Annotated in this window: 17 protein-coding genes; 5 read left to right on the forward strand and 12 right to left on the reverse strand. The window is 30.9% G+C overall.

Features of this window, described 5'->3' with window-relative positions; genetic code table 11:
• Nucleotides 1–6 precede the first annotated feature (6 nt).
• The 5 genes from H0I29_RS08500 (at nt 7) to H0I29_RS08520 (ending at nt 3096) form a co-directional block, all read left to right on the forward strand.
• Complete coding sequence (locus H0I29_RS08500; protein WP_165734317.1) at nt 7–729, forward strand: MotA/TolQ/ExbB proton channel family protein; 723 nt, start codon at nt 7–9, stop codon at nt 727–729.
• Between the two features lie 8 nt (nt 730–737).
• Nucleotides 738–1193, forward strand: coding sequence for a hypothetical protein (locus H0I29_RS08505; protein ID WP_218755090.1), 456 nt, complete (start codon nt 738–740; stop codon nt 1191–1193).
• Between the two features lie 4 nt (nt 1194–1197).
• A complete protein-coding gene (locus tag H0I29_RS08510; protein ID WP_218755091.1) occupies nt 1198–1818 on the forward strand; it encodes a biopolymer transporter ExbD in 621 nt (206 codons plus the stop codon).
• An 18-nt stretch (nt 1819–1836) separates the two neighbouring features.
• Nucleotides 1837–2298: a biopolymer transporter ExbD gene (locus tag H0I29_RS08515; protein WP_165734320.1), complete on the forward strand. Its 462-nt coding sequence runs from the start codon at nt 1837–1839 to the stop codon at nt 2296–2298.
• Between the two features lie 120 nt (nt 2299–2418).
• Nucleotides 2419–3096, forward strand: coding sequence for a porin family protein (locus H0I29_RS08520; RefSeq protein WP_218755092.1), 678 nt, complete (start codon nt 2419–2421; stop codon nt 3094–3096).
• Here the strand turns inward: H0I29_RS08520 and H0I29_RS08525 are convergent.
• The 12 genes from H0I29_RS08525 to H0I29_RS08580 all read right to left on the reverse strand — a co-directional run bounded on the left by H0I29_RS08525 (nt 3091) and on the right by H0I29_RS08580 (nt 17842).
• A complete protein-coding gene (locus H0I29_RS08525) occupies nt 3091–3690 on the reverse strand; it encodes a hypothetical protein (RefSeq protein ID WP_218732379.1) in 600 nt (199 codons plus the stop codon). The two genes, H0I29_RS08520 and H0I29_RS08525, sit on opposite strands and share 6 nt — an antisense overlap.
• The gene (gene rpoN / locus H0I29_RS08530) at nt 3690–5147 is read right to left on the reverse strand and encodes an RNA polymerase factor sigma-54 (protein ID WP_218732380.1); all 1458 of its coding nucleotides are present in this window, start codon (nt 5145–5147) and stop codon (nt 3690–3692) included. Before rpoN ends, H0I29_RS08525 begins: the two co-directional genes overlap by 1 nt.
• 85 nt (nt 5148–5232) lie before the next feature.
• A complete protein-coding gene (gene asnS, locus H0I29_RS08535) occupies nt 5233–6666 on the reverse strand; it encodes an asparagine--tRNA ligase (RefSeq protein ID WP_218755093.1) in 1434 nt (477 codons plus the stop codon).
• A 375-nt stretch (nt 6667–7041) separates the two neighbouring features.
• Nucleotides 7042–9417: an RND family transporter gene (locus H0I29_RS08540; RefSeq protein ID WP_218755094.1), complete on the reverse strand. Its 2376-nt coding sequence runs from the start codon at nt 9415–9417 to the stop codon at nt 7042–7044.
• 96 nt (nt 9418–9513) lie between these two features.
• Complete coding sequence (gene frr / locus H0I29_RS08545) at nt 9514–10068, reverse strand: ribosome recycling factor (protein ID WP_218732383.1); 555 nt, start codon at nt 10066–10068, stop codon at nt 9514–9516.
• Nucleotides 10069–10096: 28 nt separating this feature from the next.
• The gene (gene pyrH, locus H0I29_RS08550; protein WP_218732384.1) at nt 10097–10807 is read right to left on the reverse strand and encodes a UMP kinase; all 711 of its coding nucleotides are present in this window, start codon (nt 10805–10807) and stop codon (nt 10097–10099) included.
• Nucleotides 10808–10954: 147 nt separating this feature from the next.
• A complete protein-coding gene (gene tsf, locus H0I29_RS08555) occupies nt 10955–11926 on the reverse strand; it encodes a translation elongation factor Ts (protein ID WP_218755095.1) in 972 nt (323 codons plus the stop codon).
• Nucleotides 11927–11950: 24 nt separating this feature from the next.
• Nucleotides 11951–12745 (reverse strand): 30S ribosomal protein S2, encoded by a 795-nt coding sequence (gene rpsB, locus H0I29_RS08560; RefSeq protein WP_218755096.1) that lies wholly within the window; start codon nt 12743–12745, stop codon nt 11951–11953.
• Between the two features lie 145 nt (nt 12746–12890).
• Nucleotides 12891–13277 carry a 30S ribosomal protein S9 gene (gene rpsI, locus H0I29_RS08565; protein ID WP_218732387.1) on the reverse strand — a complete coding sequence of 129 codons (387 nt, stop codon included), beginning with the start codon at nt 13275–13277 and terminating at the stop codon, nt 12891–12893.
• Nucleotides 13277–13732, reverse strand: coding sequence for a 50S ribosomal protein L13 (rplM, locus tag H0I29_RS08570; protein WP_208890954.1), 456 nt, complete (start codon nt 13730–13732; stop codon nt 13277–13279). The genes rpsI and rplM overlap by 1 nt, the downstream gene beginning before the upstream one ends.
• A 343-nt stretch (nt 13733–14075) precedes the next feature.
• Nucleotides 14076–16508, reverse strand: coding sequence for a glycoside hydrolase family 2 TIM barrel-domain containing protein (locus H0I29_RS08575; protein ID WP_218755097.1), 2433 nt, complete (start codon nt 16506–16508; stop codon nt 14076–14078).
• 275 nt (nt 16509–16783) lie between these two features.
• On the reverse strand, nt 16784–17842 hold the full coding sequence (locus H0I29_RS08580; RefSeq protein ID WP_218732389.1) for a branched-chain amino acid aminotransferase: 1059 nt from the start codon (nt 17840–17842) through the stop codon (nt 16784–16786).
• Nucleotides 17843–17866: the final 24 nt, after the last annotated feature.

The following is a 17866-nucleotide window of genomic DNA, read 5'->3' on the forward strand; positions in this document are numbered from 1 at the left end:
ACAAAGATGAAAAAAGTAGTAAATGTCCTATCCGTAACAGGATTTATGTTTTTTGGAGCTATTCAATCAACTTTCGCACAAGAAGCAGCTGAAGAGTCAAAAACTTTCCACCAAGAATTAAAACAACGTTTTATTGAGGGTGGCCCAGAATTTATGGGAATTGTATTAGTAGCCTTAATTTTAGGTTTAGCAATTGCAATTGAAAGAATTATTTATTTAAACATGGCAACAACGAATACTAAGAAATTAGTAGCAAGTGTAGATGATGCTTTAAGTTCTGGTGGTATAGAAGCTGCTAAAGAAGTTTGTAGAAACTCTAAAGGACCAGTTGCATCTATCTTTTACCAAGGTTTAGATAGAGTAGATGAAGGAGTAGATGCTGCAGAAAAAGCTGTAGTTTCTTATGGAGGAGTTCAAATGGGACTTTTAGAGAAAAACATCTCTTGGTTATCTTTATTTATTGCTTTAGCACCGATGCTTGGGTTTATGGGTACAGTAATTGGTATGATTCAGGCTTTTGATATGATTGCAGTAGCAAATGATATTTCTCCTGGAGTTGTAGCTGTTGGTATTAAAGTAGCATTATTAACAACTGTATTTGGTTTAATAGTAGCAATTATTTTACAGATTTTTTATAATTACATCGTATCTAAAATCGATAGTATTGTAAACAACATGGAAGATGCATCTATTCAATTAATAGATTTATTAGTGAAATATAAAAAATAAGATATATTATGAAAAATAATTTATCAAAAATTTTAAACATATTTATAGCTGTAATAGCTGTAATTGGAGCCTTTCTCTTTATCAACATCTTTATGTCAGATGAGGGAGATACAGCAGCCTTAAGTGGTTCTGTTGGTAGTATAGTTACTTTTTCTACTATATTACTTTACTTTGCAGTAGGTGCAACATTGTTGCTTTCTTTATTTAGCCTTTTTACAAATCCAGAAAATTTGAAAAAGACTTTGTTAGGAGTTGCTGCTTTAGGTGTAGTATTAGTTTTTGCTTACTTTTTAGCAGATAGTAATGCTGTACTTGATACACAAGGAAAAGTACTTGTAGGTGGTGAAGCAGGATCTTCTAGTAACCAATGGGTAGGAACAGGTATATGGTATAGCGTTTGTCTAGGCCTAGTAGCTAGTTTATTCTTTGTATACGATTTAGTAAAAGGATTAATAAAATCATAATAATATGGCAAGAAGAGAGAATCCAGAAATTAATGCAGGTTCTATGGCAGATATTGCCTTCTTGCTGTTAATCTTTTTCTTAGTAACAACAACAATGAATGTGGATTCAGGAGTTTCTAAAAAACTATCTGAAAAACCACCAGCAGATTATGTGCCACCTGTTATTAAGGAAAAAAACATTTTTGAGGTAAGTATTAATAGAAATAATGAGCTTTTAGTTGAAGGCGAAAGAATGGATATTAAAGACCTAAAAGAAGCCGCTATCTCATTTGTAGATAATGGTGGAGGAGAAGGTAAAGTTGAAAATGGCGTTGCTACCGGACCATGTAGTTATTGTAAAGGTGATAGAAGTGATGAATCTTCAGATCACCCTAATAAAGCTATTATATCGGTACAAAGTGATAGGTTAACAGAATATGGAACTTATTTAACTGTTCAAGATGAATTGTTAAAAGCTTATAGTTTTTTAAGAAATAGACTAAGTGTTGAAAAATACAAGATTCCATTTGAAGAACTTGAAGAAAGTTATAAGGACGATAGAGCTAATGATAATTTGAAAAATAAAGTTGAGTTTATCAAAACAGCTTATCCTCAAATTATTTCAGATCAAGAACCTACAAATTAATTTTTAAAATTTAACAGTATGTCTAAATTTAGAAAAAAGAAGAAAGGAATGCCAGCAGTAAATACTGCAGCTTTACCAGATATTGTATTTATGTTGTTATTCTTTTTTATGGTTACTACTACCATGAGAGAAACTTCTTTACAAATTGATGCTCCAAGGTTACCTTCGGCAACAGAAGTAAAGAAATTAGAGCATAAAAGTTTGGTAACTACTATTTATGTAGGTAAAGCTAAAGATGCTAAGTATGGTACAAGTTATAATAGAATTCAATTGAATGATAAAATTGCTACTGCGGATGAAGTTCCTGCATTTATAATAAATGCAAGATCTAAAGTTTCTGAAGCAGAAGTTCCATTTATGACAACTTCTATTAAGGCAGATACTGAATCTAGTGTTGGTACAATTACAGATATTAGATTAAAATTAAGAGATGTAAATGCTCTTAAGATTAGTTATTCTGCTTCAAAAAAGACTGAGTAATCTAAATAATATAATTTTTAAAAAAAGGATAATTCATTGAATTATCCTTTTTTTTATGTTTTTTTTAGAAATTAAAATTCTAATAAAATATTCTCACTTTATAAAACGTTTAATTTGTATATGAAAACAGCCTTAACTCTCTTTATAATTTTGATTAATGTAATTGGGTCTTTTGCACAGAAAGATTCCTTAAACCTAGGAGATAGGTATGCGGAAGATCAAATTTATGTGGCAGTTTCTTATGCTCAGTTTGTAGATCAACCTCAAGAAATATTTAAAAGTAACTTTTCATATGGACTTTCAGTTGGTTTTTTAAAAGATGTAATTTTAAATAAACAAGGTAATTTCTCTATTGCAGCTGGTGTAGGATATGGATTTGATTTTTTTAATCATGAGCTTAAAGTCGAAGAAATAAACAATGCAACTGATTTTAGTAGTGATGCAACTATTAGTGCTAATCTATTTAAATCTCATAACTTAGAATTTCCATTAGAATTTAGATGGAGAACTTCAACAGCGAATAAATATAGTTTCTGGAGGATATATGGTGGTATTAAGTTTTCGTACAACCTCTCTAATAAATTTCAGTTTGATGATGAAAATGGGAACACCTTTAAGTATAAGGATGTTTCTAATTACAATAAATTGCAGTATGGCTTAACTTTATCTACGGGGTATGATGAGTTTAATATCAACCTTTATTACGGTTTAACACCTGTTTTTGAAAATAGTACTATAAACGGAGAAGTTATAAATACTAAAATCTTAAAATTTGGACTTATTTTCTATCTTTTATAAAAAGTAGAAAACAATACTTGGAGATACAAAGCCTAGTATAAAGCCTAAATATACTTCTTTATGTGTGTGTGCTTTTAAGTGCAACCTTGCGCTAGCTAAAATTCCGGAGAGAAGTAAACCACAGATAAGTACTGCCGTTAGGTTTTGCTGATACATAAAACTCAACACGTAAAAGAAGCCAATTGTAATCCCTATGGATATTAAATGGATGCTTGTTTTTATTTTAAAAGCAAACAATATGTATATAAATACCAATCCTAATGAGGTGGCGTAAAAAAGCATTCCTAAATCTCTTAAGTTAGCTATTCCATATAGTGTATTACCTAGTAAATAAAACAATACAATCATCATAGCAACAGGAACTTTTCTTTCCTTTATACTTTCTGCTTTAAATGATTTTATAAGCTTAAACCTCCTAAAAAGAATGAGTATGAGTAAAGGTACTAAGTAAGTTGTTACAAAAATCAGACCTAGTACGGCAAACTTTTGATTCTTGCTAAAACTATTTTGAATTAATATAAAATATAAGGTTATTCCAATTGTAGGTATTACAATTGGGTGCAGCATAACGGATATAAATTTATAAAACTTCATTAAATCTCTTTACGTAAACGTGCTACCGGTAAATCTAATTGTTCCCTATATTTTGCCACCGTTCTTCTAGCAATAGGATATCCTTTTTCCTTTAAGATTGCTGCCAGTTTTTCGTCAGTTAGAGGTTTCTTTTTATTCTCTTCTAAAATTACGGTCTCTAATATTTTCTTTATTTCTTTGGTAGATACATCTTCTCCTTGGTCGTTTTTCATAGATTCAGAAAAGAATTCCTTTATCAATTTTGTACCATAAGGAGTAGACACATACTTACTATTTGCAACCCTAGAAACCGTAGAAACATCCATATTAATTTTGTCTGCAATATCTTTTAAAATCATTGGTTTTAGCTTGCGCTCATCACCTGTTAAAAAATAATCATATTGATAGTGCATAATCGTATTCATTGTTACTAAAAGTGTTTGTTGACGCTGTTTAATTGCATCAATAAACCATTTTGCAGAATCTAATTTTTGCTTGATAAAGAATACAGCATCCTTTTGTGACTTACTTTTTACAGTAGCTTCTTGGTAGCCTTTAAGCATATTGTTATATTCTCTAGAAATATGTAATTCGGGAGCATTTCTTGAGTTTAAAACTAAATCTAATTCACCATCAACCAACTTAATAGAAAAGTCAGGAACAATTTGTTCTGCTATTTTATTATTACCAGCATAAGAACTTCCTGGTTTAGGGTTTAGTTTAGAAATTTCTTTATTTACTTCTTTTAATTCTTCTTCAGAAATGGTAAACTTTTCTTGTAATTTTTTATAATGTTTTTTTACAAAATGATCAAAAGCAGTTTCTAGAATTTCAATTGCTAAACTTCTAATTTTGTTGCTTTCTTTTCTCTTTAATTGAATAATTAAACATTCTTTTAAATCTCTTGCTCCAACACCAATGGGATCTAAAGTATGCACCACTTTTTTTAGAATAGAGATAACTTTTTCTTCAGTAGTAAAAACATTTTCTGTAAAAGCTAAATCGTCTACTACATCTATAATATCTCTTCTTATATAACCACTGTCATCTATACTACCCACTAAAAATTCAGCTATAGAAAGTTCTTCATCGGTAAAAGTATAGGTGCTTAATTGATTTTTTAAGGATTGATGAAAACTAGTACCACTAGCATAAGGTACGTTTTTCTCTTCATCATCAGCAGAGTAATTATTAGCTTGTGTTTTATAATTTGGTATTTCGTCATCACTTAGATAATCATCTATATTGATGTCTTCTGCTTCTATTTTCTCCGTTCCAGCATCATCATATTCATTCGATAAATCATCATCTATAGAATCTGCATCATCCTTTCCAGTATCTAATGCAGGATTTTCTTCAATTTCTTGTTTTAGACGTTCCTCAAAAGCTTGCGTAGGCAATTGAATTAACTTCATCAACTGTATCTGTTGAGGAGATAATTTCTGTAATAGCTTGTATTGTAAACTTTGTTTTAGCATATATACAAATATATGAAATAGGTTAAAATAAAAAACGTCATTCTGATAGGAATGACGTTTTAGTGCTTTAATTTTTTATTTACTTTTAAAAATCTGCATTTTGTGGCGTTCTTGGGAACGGAATTACGTCTCTAATATTACTCATTCCTGTGGTAAATTGTACGAGTCTTTCAAAACCTAACCCAAAACCAGAATGAACTGCTGTACCAAATTTTCTTAAATCTAAATACCACCAAAGTTCTTCTTCAATACCGAGTGTTTTCATTTTATCAGCTAAAACATCATAACGTTCTTCTCTTTGTGACCCTCCAACTATTTCTCCAATTCCAGGGAATAAAACATCCATAGCTCTAACTGTCTTTCCATCATCATTTAAACGCATGTAAAATGCTTTGATGTCTGCTGGATAATCAAATAAAATAACCGGACATTTAAAGTGTTTTTCAACTAAAAAGCGTTCGTGTTCAGATTGTAAATCTGCTCCCCATTCATTAATTGGGAATTGAAATTTTTTCTTTTTATTTGGTTTAGAATTACGTAAAATATCGATTGCTTCTGTATAAGAAACTCTCTTAAAGTTGTTATCTACAACAAACTTTAGTTTGTTTAACAAACTCATTTCACTTCTTTGTGCTTGTGGTTTGCTTTTTTCTTCTTGTGTTAAACGTTGGTCTAGAAAAGCTAAATCATCTGCACATTTATCTAAAACATAGTTTATCACATACTTAATAAAGTCTTCTGCTAAATCCATATTACCATCTAGATCCATAAAGGCAACCTCTGGTTCTATCATCCAAAACTCTGCTAAATGTCGCGTAGTATTAGAGTTTTCGGCTCTAAATGTTGGTCCAAAAGTATAGGCTTTTCCTAAAGCCATTGCAAAAGTTTCAGCTTCTAATTGGCCAGAAACAGTTAAATTGGTTTCCTTACCAAAGAAATCTTTAGAATGGTCAATTTTACCATCCTCGTTTACTGGAGCTTCGTTGTCTTTAAAGGTAGTTACTTTAAAGATTTCTCCTGCACCCTCTGCATCAGAACTAGTAACTATTGGTGTGTTCACATAATTAAAATCTCTTTCCTGAAAATACTGATGTACCGCAAAAGATAATTTAGAACGTACACGCATTACAGCACTAAAAGTATTTGTTCTTACACGTAAATGTGCATTTTCTCTTAAAAATTCGAAACTGTGTTTTTTTGGTTGAATAGGATATTCATCTGGATTAGAGTCTCCCAAAATTTCAATTTCTGAAACTTGAATTTCTACAGATTGTCCTTTTCCTTGGCTTGCAGCCAAAGTACCTTTTATGCAAATAGCTGCACCAGTTGTAATTCTTTTTAATGTGGTTTCATCTGTGTTTTCAAAATCGATAACACATTGTATGTTGTTAATAGTAGTACCATCATTTAAAGCAATAAAACGATTGCTTCTAAATGTTCTAACCCATCCTTTTAGGGTTACTTCTTGTAATAATAATCCTTCCGATTTTAAAAGTTCGGCTACGTTGCTGTTTATCATATTCTTATAATATTGATATAAATATATGTTATTAATAGGTTGTATTATTCTGATGTTTTTTTCTAGAAAACTCTTTTTTTAGGAAGAATTATATAGAAACCTAATTTTTTGATTGTCACAGATCTTTAAAAAAAAGAAATATTTTTTATCAAAAAAAGTTAAGTATAATATACAAAAAATGTTTTTTTATTAAGGAGTAAAGATACTTTTTTGTGAGAAGATGAGCAATGATATTTACAGTAGTTTTAGGTGATGTTTGCTTAAAATACTGTTAATTTCTATCGTTAAAACATTGTTCATTCTTCTATTAAAAAATCGGATGTTAAATAATAACATCTGATTTTTTTAGTAAATATTTATATATCAGCTAAATATTTATTCTTCTAATTTATCTTCTTCCGGAGGAATAATTCTTATAGAAGGTTCCTTAAATACTTTCTTGTTTGCTATTTTCTTTTCAAAAGTTAATAATAATGATGGTAATAATAGTAAGTTAGAAACCATTGCTAATAATAAAGTTACAGAGACTAAGCCTCCTAATGCAATGGTACCTCCAAAACTAGAAAGTGTAAAGGTTAAAAAGCCAAAAAAGAGTACAATAGAAGTATAGAACATACTTACTCCTGTTTCTCTAAGTGCTCCATAAACCGATGGTTTTACACGCCAATTATTAGCCATTAATTCTTGTCTGTATTTTGCTAAAAAGTGAATAGTATCGTCTACAGAAATACCGAACGCAATACTAAATACAAGTATTGTTGATGGTTTTATAGGAATACCAAAGTAGCCCATTAAACCAGCTGTAATTAGTAATGGCAATATGTTAGGCAGTAATGAAATAAAAATCATTGGTGGAGATCTAAACATCCAAGCCATAAAAATGGCAATTAAGAAAATTGCCAATGATAAAGAAATAACTAAATTCTTAATTAAATAATTGGTTCCTTTTATAAAAACTAATGCTTTTCCTGTAACTGAAACTGTATATTTATCTGATGGAAATTCTTTAGCAATTACCTCTCTTAAACGTTCTTGAATTACATTCATCTTTTCAGTACCAATGTCTTTCATAAAAGTAGTTATTCTTGCATAGCGTCCTGTAGAATCTACAAAGTTTTTAAGCATGCTAGCATCACTATTTGAGTTTTTGGTATATGCAAAAATGTAACTCTGTTCTTGACTTGTTGGTAATTGATAATATTTAGGATTCCCTTTGTAATAAGCCTGTTTAGAGTATTTTACTACATTGGTAATAGAGATTGGTTTAGAAAGTTCTGGAAAAGCTTCTATGGCTTCATTTATTTTTTCCATCTTTTTTAAAGTGGATAAACTCATGACTCCTTTTTCCTTTTTAGTATCAACTAAAATCTCTAAGGGCATTATACCACCAAACTCACTTTCAAAGAATTTTATATCTTGATAAAATTCTAAACTTTTAGGCATGTCTTCTATTAAACTACCCGAAACTTTTATTTTATATACCCCTATAATTGCCGCAACTATTACAATAACTGTGGTAAAATAGATAGTTATTCTCCTGTTTCGTACCATTTTTTCCATCCAATTCACAACATTTTCAATCCACTTTGTTTCTAAGTGGTTTAAATGCTTCTTTTTTGGAAGTGGCATAAAACTATATAAAATAGGTATAATTAATAAAGCTAGTATAAAAATACTAATGATGTTTACGGAGGCTAAAATACCAAACTCTCTTAGTAAACTACTTTTTACAAAGACAAATGTTGCGAAACCAGATGCAGTTGTAATGTTCGTCATTAAAGTAGCATTACCTACCTTAGAAATTACACGTTGTAAGGCTTTAGCTTGCTGACCATGTTTCTTTATTTCTTGCTGATATTTATTAATTAGAAAAACAGCATTGGGTACTCCAATAACAATAATTAAAGGAGGTATTAATGCCGATAAAACTGTTATCTCATAACCGAACCATCCTATAAAACCAAAGGCCCAAATAACACCAGTCATAACTACTAAAAGTGTAATAAAGGTTGCTCTAAAAGATCGAAAGAAAAAGAAGAAAATAACTGCTGTAATTCCTAATGCACCTGCTACAAAAAGTAATATTTCATCTTGAATATTTTGTGCATTTAACGTTCTAATATATGGCATCCCAGAAACCCGAATGTCTACATTATTTTCTTTTTCAAATTTAGTTATAGTTGGTATTAATGTATTAAAAATGAAATCTCTACGTTTTGGCGTATTTATAATTTCTTTTTTAATATAAATGGCTGTTTGTAATGTACCTGTTTCTTTATTGAATAGTAAATTATCGTAGAAAGGGAGTTTTTCAAATAACTGTTTTTTGATGTCTAGAACCTCTTGTGTTGTTGTTGGTTCTTTTTCATACAAAGGTTCTAGTACAAATTTTCGTTGTTTTCTATCTGCCTTTAATTTTTGCACATCTGCAATAGAAATTGTAAAATCTACTTCCTCTAAGCTATCAAATTTTTGTACTAAATTATTCCAAGCATTAAACTTTTTAGGTGTAAAAACTGTAGAATCTTTAATTCCTAAAATAACTAAGTTACCTTCTTCACCAAAAATTTCTAAAAATTGATTGTATTCTAGATTTGCTATGTGATCTTCAGGTAATAAATTGGCTTCTGTATATGAGAATTTCATATATTTCATTTGTGAAGCTAATAAACCTGTAATGATGGCAATACCTAATAAAACCAAATAACGGTTTCTTAAGATAAGACCAGCAACTTTTGTCCAGAAATTCATTAAGTTAAATTTTAGAAATTGTAATTAATTGTACATTGTTGTAAATAAAAAGAGAGTGTTAAGAAACACCCTCTTTTTTTTATTGTGTCGGTTTTTTTAAACCTTCATGATTTCAACTTCTTTTACAGCTAGTTTTTCTTCTATCTGCTTTATAAAAGTATCTGTTAATTTTTGCACATCAGCTTCTGATATTTTCTTAAGATCATCTGACACATCTGTTTTTTTGATATCATTATTTGCGTCCTTACGAGCATTTCTAATACCTACTTTTGCGTGTTCTGCTTCTGCTTTTGCTTGTTTTGCTAAACCGATTCTTCTTTCTTCTGTTAATGGCGGAACGTTTATCATAATAATATCGCCATTGTTCATTGGGTTAAAACCTAAGTTGGCAACCATTATAGCTTTTTCTATAGGTTGTAACATGTTTTTCTCCCAAGGTTGCACAGATATTGTTCTTGGGTCTGGTGTAGTAACATTTGCAATTTGGCCTAACGGAGTTTGAGACCCGTAATAATCTACCATTACATTTGCTAACATTGCAGGGGTTGCTTTACCAGCTCTAATAGTTCTTAGTTCTTTAATTAAATGCTCAATAGCATTATTCATCGCTTCTTTAGCGGAATCAAGAATAAATTCAATTTCTTCGTTCATCGTCAGTAAATATTTTTATAAAACCTAATTATTGAGTATTAACAATAGTACCAATTTTTTCACCAGAAACCAACTTCATTAAGTTTCCATTTGTATTCATGTCAAAAACAATAATTGGCAATTTGTTTTCTTCACTTAATGTAAATGCAGTCATATCCATCACTTTAAGACCTTTTTTAATTACGTCTTTAAAAGTTATGTTTTCAAATTTGATGGCACCTTTATTCTTTTCTGGATCTACATCATAGATTCCATCAACTCTAGTTCCTTTTAAAATAGCATCTGCATCTATTTCTATTGCTCTAAGAACTGCAGCTGTATCTGTTGTAAAATACGGATTTCCCGTACCTGCACCAAATATAACAACTCTTCCTTTTTCTAAGTGACGAATTGCTTTTCTTTTAATATATGGCTCTGCCACTTCTTTAATTTCTAAAGCTGTTTGCAAACGCGTATGCACATCTTCATCTTCTAAAGCACTTTGCAGTGCTAGACCGTTAATACAGGTTGCTAACATACCCATATGGTCTCCTTGTACACGATCCATACCATTTGCAGCACCAGCAACACCTCTAAAGATATTTCCACCACCAATTACAATGGCAACTTCTATTCCTTTTTGTACTACTTCTTTAATTTCTTTTGCGTATTCAGCTAAACGTTTAGGATCAATTCCGTATTGTCTTTCGCCCATTAAAGCTTCTCCACTTAATTTTAAAAGAATTCTCTTGTATTGCATAGTTTATTTTGAAAGTTGTGCAAAATTAAGCTTTTTTTTTGAGTTTCCTTTTTTTGGGATACAAAAAAACCTCGCAATTCTAAAATTATAGAATGCGAGGTTTTAAATATTTAAATTCTTGTATTTACAAGAATAGAAGATAAATGTTTATCCTAAAGTAACTCTTTTGAAACCACTTACAGAAACATCACCAAATGTACTTACATATTGTGCAACATTTTTCTTTTCATCTTTAATAAAAGCTTGGTCTAAAAGACATTGCTCTAAATCTAAAGTTGTGTTGTCTGCAATAAATCTTTCCATTTTTCCTGGTAAAATTCTATCCCAGATTTTTTCTGGTTTTCCTTCTGCAGCTAATTCAGCTTTTGCAGCTTCTTCAGCTTTTGCTAAAACTTCGTCAGATAATTGAGACATAGAGATAAATTGAGGTACGTTTTTCAACGTTTTCCCTAATCTTCCTAATTCAATATTATCTTTTTCAATTACAGCAATTCTTGCTTCAGTTTCAGCAGCAACAAATGCAGGATCAAAATCTTTGTAAGATAAAGAAGATGCACCCATAGAAGCTACTTGCATAGCTACGTCTTTAGCTAAAACGTCTGCATTGTCTACTACAGCAGTTAAACCTACTAAAGCAGCAATTTTACCAATGTGAGTATAAGCACCAACATAAGCAGCTTCGATTTTCTCAAAAGCAGTTATCTCTAACTTTTCTCCAATAACACCAGTTTGCTCAATTAATTTATCAGCAACAGTCATTCCTCCAAAATCAGCAGCTAAGAAAGATTCCTTATCAGCATGATTTAAAGCAATTTCTGCAAATTGACTTCCTAATTCAACGAAAGCATCGTTTTTACCAACAAAATCAGTCTCACAAGCTAATACGATTGCTACACCAGCAGTATTATCAGCATTGATTTTTGTTACTGCAACTCCTTCTGTAGATTCTCTATCAGCTCTTTTTGCAGCAATTTTTTGACCTTTTTTACGTAAAATATCAATTGCTTTATCAAAATCACCAACAGCCTCAACTAATGCCTTTTTACAGTCCATCATTCCAGCTCCAGTTGCTTCTCTTAATTTTTTAACATCAGCAGCACTAATCTTTACTGTTTCCATGTTATGTATGTTTTTTAGTTAGAATTATTTTTTTTCTTCAGCAGGTGCTTCAGTAACTTCTGTCTTAGGAGCTGCTGCTTCAGCTTTTGGAGCTGCAACTTCTTTAGTTTCTTTTACTTTTTCTTTGTCTGCTTTTCTATCAGATAAACCTTCTGCAATTGCATCAGTAACATAAGATAATACTTTGTCTATAGACTTAGAAGCATCATCATTTGCTGGAATGATAAAATCTACTAATCTAGGATCAGAGTTTGTATCAACCATTGCAAAAATAGGAATGCTTAATTTTTGAGCTTCTGCAACAGCAATGTGCTCTTTTTTAATATCTACTACAAATAATGCACCAGGTAAACGAGTCATATCTGAAATAGAACCTAAATTCTTTTCTAATTTTTCTCTCTGACGATTGATTTGTAATTTTTCTCTTTTAGATAATGCATCAAAAGAACCATCTTGCTTCATTCTATCAATATGAGCCATTTTCTTAACAGCTTTTCTAATAGTTACAAAGTTAGTTAACATACCACCTGGCCATCTTTCTGTAATGAAAGGCATGTTTACTGCTTTTGCTTTTTCTGCAACGATATCTTTTGCTTGCTTTTTAGTAGCTACAAATAAAATTTTACGTCCAGAGTTAGCGATCTTTTTTAAAGCTTCTGAAGTTTCTTCTATTTTTGCTGCTGTTTTATACAAATCGATGATGTGAACACCATTACGTTCTGTATAAATGTATGGAGCCATGTTTGGGTTCCATTTTCTAGTTAAGTGTCCAAAGTGTACACCACTATCTAATAATTCTTGAATGTTTACGTTTGCCATTTTCTTAAATGTGTTTACTTTCTGTTTTGAAATCAATAGTTAGGTAGTCTTTCGAGTCCTAACTATTTAGATGCTAAACTGTTTAATATTAAAATATAATAACAGTTCTCGATATAATAAATTGCAGAATAAATTCTGACAAATATTAACGTTTCGAGAATTGGAATTTTTTACGTGCTTTTTTCTGACCGAATTTCTTACGTTCAACCATTCTTGGGTCACGAGTTAATAAACCTTCTGGTTTTAACACCAATCTGTGCTCTTCGTTGATAGCAACTAAAGCTCTTGTAATAGCTAAACGGATCGCTTCTGCTTGTCCTGTTACACCACCACCGTAAACATTAACTTTAATATCGTAAGATTCTAAGTTTTCTGTTAACATTAAAGGTTGTTGTACTTTATACTGTAAAGTTCCAGTAGTAAAGTAGTTTTTGTAATCTTTTTTGTTTACTGTAATGTTTCCTGTTCCTTCAGAAAGATAAATACGAGCTACAGCTGTTTTTCTTCTACCGATTTTATGTACTATATCCATTATTTAAGATCGTTAAGGTTAATAGCTTTAGGTTCTTGACCTGCATGTTTGTGCTCTGTACCTGCATATACATACAAGTTTCTGTAAAGTGCCGCTCCTAAAATATTTTTAGGTAACATTCCTTTTACTGCTTTTTCGATTAATCTTGTAGGATCTTTCTCAAACATTTCTGTTGCAGTTAACGATCTTTGTCCTCCTGGATAACCTGTGTGACGGATGTAAGATTTCTCTTTCCATTTGTTACCAGTTAAAACAATTTTTTCTGCGTTGATGATAACCACGTTATCTCCACAATCTACGTGAGGAGTAAAATTAGGTTTGTTTTTACCTCTAATTAGCTTTGCTACTTTAGAAGCTAGACGACCCAACGTTTGCCCGTCTGCATCAACTAAAACCCACTCCTTGTTTACGGTAGCTTTGTTTGCTGATACTGTTTTGTAACTTAATGTGTTCATAATTACACTATTAGTTTTTGTTTATTAATGATTGAATTTTCCTTAAAAAAGGAGTGCAAATGTACTGTATTTTATTTGATTGACAAATAGTGTTTTGTATTTATTTTACGCTTAATCCATTAATTACTTATTCATTACCTTAATAAAATAGAAATTTATTTTTAAGGGATAAAATATTGGTTTAGCGTACTCTTTTTATAATAACAATTCACAATAGAGATAATTGGAACTTAATTAGAATTCTAGTTTGGCATAAAAAAGCTAAATTAAATTGAGGAGAGTAGCCTACTCAAGTGAAAAATGCCCTTAGATGGTTACATTTTTTAAAATGTAGATTAAAAATCTATTTTTTAGAACTTAAACTTAATTTTCCTGTTTTTAATCCTTTGCCGGTAACAGTTAATTCTATATCTCCTTCTTTTTTTGAAGCTTGGACAATGACTACTAATTTACCACTAAAAAGCTTCATTGTTGGTAGGTGAAATAATTCTAATGAAGTAGCATCTCCATTACAAGCTGCTCTATAGCTAGCATTTCCTTCTACTTTAAATTTAAGTTGATTAGTTGCTGTTGGACATTCAATTCCGTTTTTATCTACTACAGAAACTGTAACAAAAGATAAATCTTTCCTATCTGCTTTTATAATTTTTCTGTCTGGGCTAAGAATTATTTTTGCAGGTTTGCCAGCAGTATGAATTTCTTTTTCAGAAACAGGGTTTCCTTTTTCATCAAAAGCAACAACTTTTAAAGTTCCGGGTTCGTATTTTACATTCATCCACATTAAGCGATATCTATTTTGTGGACTAGAATGATCTTTCTTTTGAATCCCCATACTTTTTCCATTTACAAATAGTTCTGCGCTATTGTAATTTGTATACGCAAAAACGGGTGTTTTTTCACCTTCTCTTCCTTCCCAATTCCAATGTGGTAAAATATGTAAGGTTTCTTCTTTGGTATTCCATCTACTTCTGTATAAGTAATATCTGTCTTTTGGCAGACCTGCTAAATCATTAATTCCGAAATATGAACTTCTAGAAGGCCAGCTTTCATCATACGGAGTTGGTTCTCCTAAATAATCAAAACCAGTCCAAACAAACTCACCAATAACCCAAGGTTTATCATCTTGTAAGATAAAATCATCTTCTGGTAAGTTAGACCAACTACAATATTCTAAGTCATAAGAAGAACTTTGAAAATCATCATATTTTTTCATAGCTGCTTTTTCTACAGGAAATTTATAGATGCCTCTAGAGCTAACTGTTGATGCTGTTTCTGAACCTAATAAAAATCCTTGAGGAAATTTTTTATAAGCTTCATCATATAAATGTACTCTGTAATTTAATCCAGGGATGTCCATAATTGCTCCAAACCCAGAAGCCATAACTGCTTTTACTTGATCCATGCCAACTGTAACGGGTCTTGTAGGGTCTTCTCTATGAAAAATATCTTGCAACCATTTTGCGCGTTTTACACCTTCCGCTCCCCATTGATCTGGTACTTCATTTCCAGAACTCCACATTACAATTGAAGGATGATTTCTGGTAGCTCTAACTAAATTAACAATATCTTTTTCTGCATATTCATCAAAAAAACGGTTGTAGCCATTTTTTACTTTTGGTTTTGCCCATTCATCAAAACTTTCTGCTAAAAAAAGAAACCCCATTTCGTCACAAAGTTCAAGTTGCTCAAAAGAAGGCATATTGTGCGAACTTCTAATTGCATTAACTCCCATGTCTTTTAAAATTGTTAGTTGTCTTTTTAAAGCTGCGGTATTTACCGCTGTCCCTAAAGGACCTAAATCATGATGTAAACAAACTCCTTTAAATTTAGTTATTTTACCGTTTAAACTAAATCCTTTTTTAGGTTCATATTTTATTTCTCTTATCCCAAATTTTGTTGTGATTTCATCTTTTAATTGATTTTTTACATAAAGCTTTGTGACTGCTTTGTATAAATATGGATTTTCTGGACTCCATAAAATAGGTTTTTTTACTTTTATGTTTTGATCGAATTCATTGTTAAAATGAATATCAGATTTGAGTTGATTTACTACATTTCCATTTGCGTCAAAAATTGTAGTTGTTAATACACCAGACTCATTAGATATTTTTGTTTTTATATTAACTTTAGCTTCACTTTTACTAACAAAAGGAGTTGTAATAAAAGTTCCCCATTGATTAATGCTTTCTTTTTCTTTTATGATTAAACTTACTTTTCTATATAAACCTGCTCCTGGGTACCAACGTGAAGCATACTCTTTGTTGGTTAATTTTACAGCTAAAGTGTTTTCTCCTGAAATTAAATTTTTAGAAATATTAAAATAAAAGTAACTATAGCCGTAAGCCCATTCGCCAATTTTTTTTCCATTTAAAAATACTTGAGGCTCACTCATTGCGCCTTCAAATAATAAAATTATTTTTTTGTTGATATTGGTTTCAGAAATATTAAATTTATTTCTGTACCAAGCAGTTCCTGTGTGTGGTAAAGAACCAGTTCTACCTGTTTTTTCTGTAGCATCTTTTTCTCCGTTTTGAGTAATTGCGATAACTTGTTTGTCTATTTCTTTATCAAAGGGGCCATAAATTGCCCAATCATGAGGAACTGTTACTTTTTGCCAATTTTTATCATTAAAATTTATTTTTTCTGCATTTTTATTTTCACCTTTTTTAAAAGTCCAGTTTTCTGAAAGCTCTATAGTTTTTCTTGTTTGACTAATAATATTAGAGGAAATTAATAATATCAGTAAAAATATTTGAGACGTTTTTTTAAAGTTCATTTTATTGTTTTATAATTTTGAATAGCAAAACGGAAATCTAATTTTTCAATTTACTTTCGCTCTTTCATGGTAGTTGTGTTGGCGTGGTTAATATAAATAAAAAATACTTTATTTTTAATTGTGAACGTTTCGTTTTTGATAAGTCTATGGTTTGTTTTTTAAGAAGATGTGAAGTTTCTGTTATTACCTGTTTTACTTAATTCTGATTTAAGTACAAAAAAAAAGCATCAAAATTAATTGATGCTTTTATATAATATATTTTAACTGTAAATTGTTTACTTAATAATTACTCTCCATCCGTAAGGATCTTCAGCTTGGTTTGTTTGTATATCAGTAATTGCTTTCTTTAGAATTCCAGCAAAAGGAACTTCTAATTCGGGTAAATCATAATCAGAACCTTGGTATCCAAAACCTGCAATAGGAGAAATCACTGCAGCAGTTCCTGCTCCAAACATTTCTTTTAAACTACCGCTTTGCGCAGCAGCAATTACTTCAGAAACTGTAATTTTTCTAACTTCTACATCAATATTCATGTCCTCTGCAATCTGAATAACACTTTTACGTGTAATTCCGTCTAAGATTCTATCACTTGTAGGGCTTGTGATTAAAGTATCATTAATTCTAATGAAAATATTCATTGCTCCAGCTTCCTCAATATACTCGTGCGTATTATCATCCGTCCAAATAACTTGATTATAACCTTTGTCTATGGCTAATTGTGTAGGGTAAAACTGAGCAGCATAATTACCACCAGCTTTCGCAAAACCAACACCGCCATTTGCTGCACGAGCATATTTTTCTTCTATTAAAACTTTTACTTTACCAGAAAAATACGCACCAGAAGGAGCAGTACAAATAATAAATTTATATGCATTTGCAGGAGAAGCGTGAAAACCTATTCCAGAAGCAAACATAAAAGGTCTTATGTATAAAGAGCTTCCTTCATTTGTAGGAATCCATTTGTTATCAACTTCTAATAATTTTTTTAAACCTTCCATAAAAACATCTTCAGGAACAGCTGGAATAACCAAACGTTCTGCAGATTTATTTAAGCGCTTCCAGTTTTCTAAAGGTCTAAATAACATGGTGTTATCGTCTGCGTCTTTGTAGGCTTTCATACCTTCAAAAATAGATTGTCCGTAGTGGAAAATCTTTGCAGCTGGGTCTAATGAGATAGGTGCATAAGGTTTAATAACAGGTGTTTGCCACTCGCCATCTATAAAATCACACTCTAACATGTGGTCAGAATATACACTACCAAATGGTAGATTGTTAAAATCTACAGAATCTATCTTCGATTTTTCTATACGTTGAATTTCTATATCAGATTTCATTCTTTTTGATTGAATTATTAGACA

The organism is Polaribacter sp. R2A056_3_33, assembly GCF_019278485.1.
GTDB lineage: Bacteria > Bacteroidota > Bacteroidia > Flavobacteriales > Flavobacteriaceae > Polaribacter.

Coding starts and splice junctions, on each gene's coding strand:
- asnS (WP_218755093.1), bottom strand. CDS start 6,666: ATGATAAACAGCAACGTAGCCGAACTTTTAAAATCGGAAGGATTATTA.
- tsf (WP_218755095.1), bottom strand. CDS start 11,926: ATGGAAACAGTAAAGATTAGTGCTGCTGATGTTAAAAAATTAAGAGAA.
- H0I29_RS08515 (WP_165734320.1), top strand. CDS start 1,837: ATGTCTAAATTTAGAAAAAAGAAGAAAGGAATGCCAGCAGTAAATACT.
- rpoN (WP_218732380.1), bottom strand. CDS start 5,147: ATGCTAAAACAAAGTTTACAATACAAGCTATTACAGAAATTATCTCCT.
- rpsB (WP_218755096.1), bottom strand. CDS start 12,745: ATGGCAAACGTAAACATTCAAGAATTATTAGATAGTGGTGTACACTTT.
- H0I29_RS08580 (WP_218732389.1), bottom strand. CDS start 17,842: ATGAAATCTGATATAGAAATTCAACGTATAGAAAAATCGAAGATAGAT.
- H0I29_RS08525 (WP_218732379.1), bottom strand. CDS start 3,690: ATGAAGTTTTATAAATTTATATCCGTTATGCTGCACCCAATTGTAATA.
- rplM (WP_208890954.1), bottom strand. CDS start 13,732: ATGAACACATTAAGTTACAAAACAGTATCAGCAAACAAAGCTACCGTA.
- H0I29_RS08510 (WP_218755091.1), top strand. CDS start 1,198: ATGGCAAGAAGAGAGAATCCAGAAATTAATGCAGGTTCTATGGCAGAT.
- pyrH (WP_218732384.1), bottom strand. CDS start 10,807: ATGCAATACAAGAGAATTCTTTTAAAATTAAGTGGAGAAGCTTTAATG.
- H0I29_RS08520 (WP_218755092.1), top strand. CDS start 2,419: ATGAAAACAGCCTTAACTCTCTTTATAATTTTGATTAATGTAATTGGG.
- frr (WP_218732383.1), bottom strand. CDS start 10,068: ATGAACGAAGAAATTGAATTTATTCTTGATTCCGCTAAAGAAGCGATG.
- H0I29_RS08505 (WP_218755090.1), top strand. CDS start 738: ATGAAAAATAATTTATCAAAAATTTTAAACATATTTATAGCTGTAATA.
- rpsI (WP_218732387.1), bottom strand. CDS start 13,277: ATGGATATAGTACATAAAATCGGTAGAAGAAAAACAGCTGTAGCTCGT.
- H0I29_RS08540 (WP_218755094.1), bottom strand. CDS start 9,417: ATGAATTTCTGGACAAAAGTTGCTGGTCTTATCTTAAGAAACCGTTAT.
- H0I29_RS08500 (WP_165734317.1), top strand. CDS start 7: ATGAAAAAAGTAGTAAATGTCCTATCCGTAACAGGATTTATGTTTTTT.
- H0I29_RS08575 (WP_218755097.1), bottom strand. CDS start 16,508: ATGAACTTTAAAAAAACGTCTCAAATATTTTTACTGATATTATTAATT.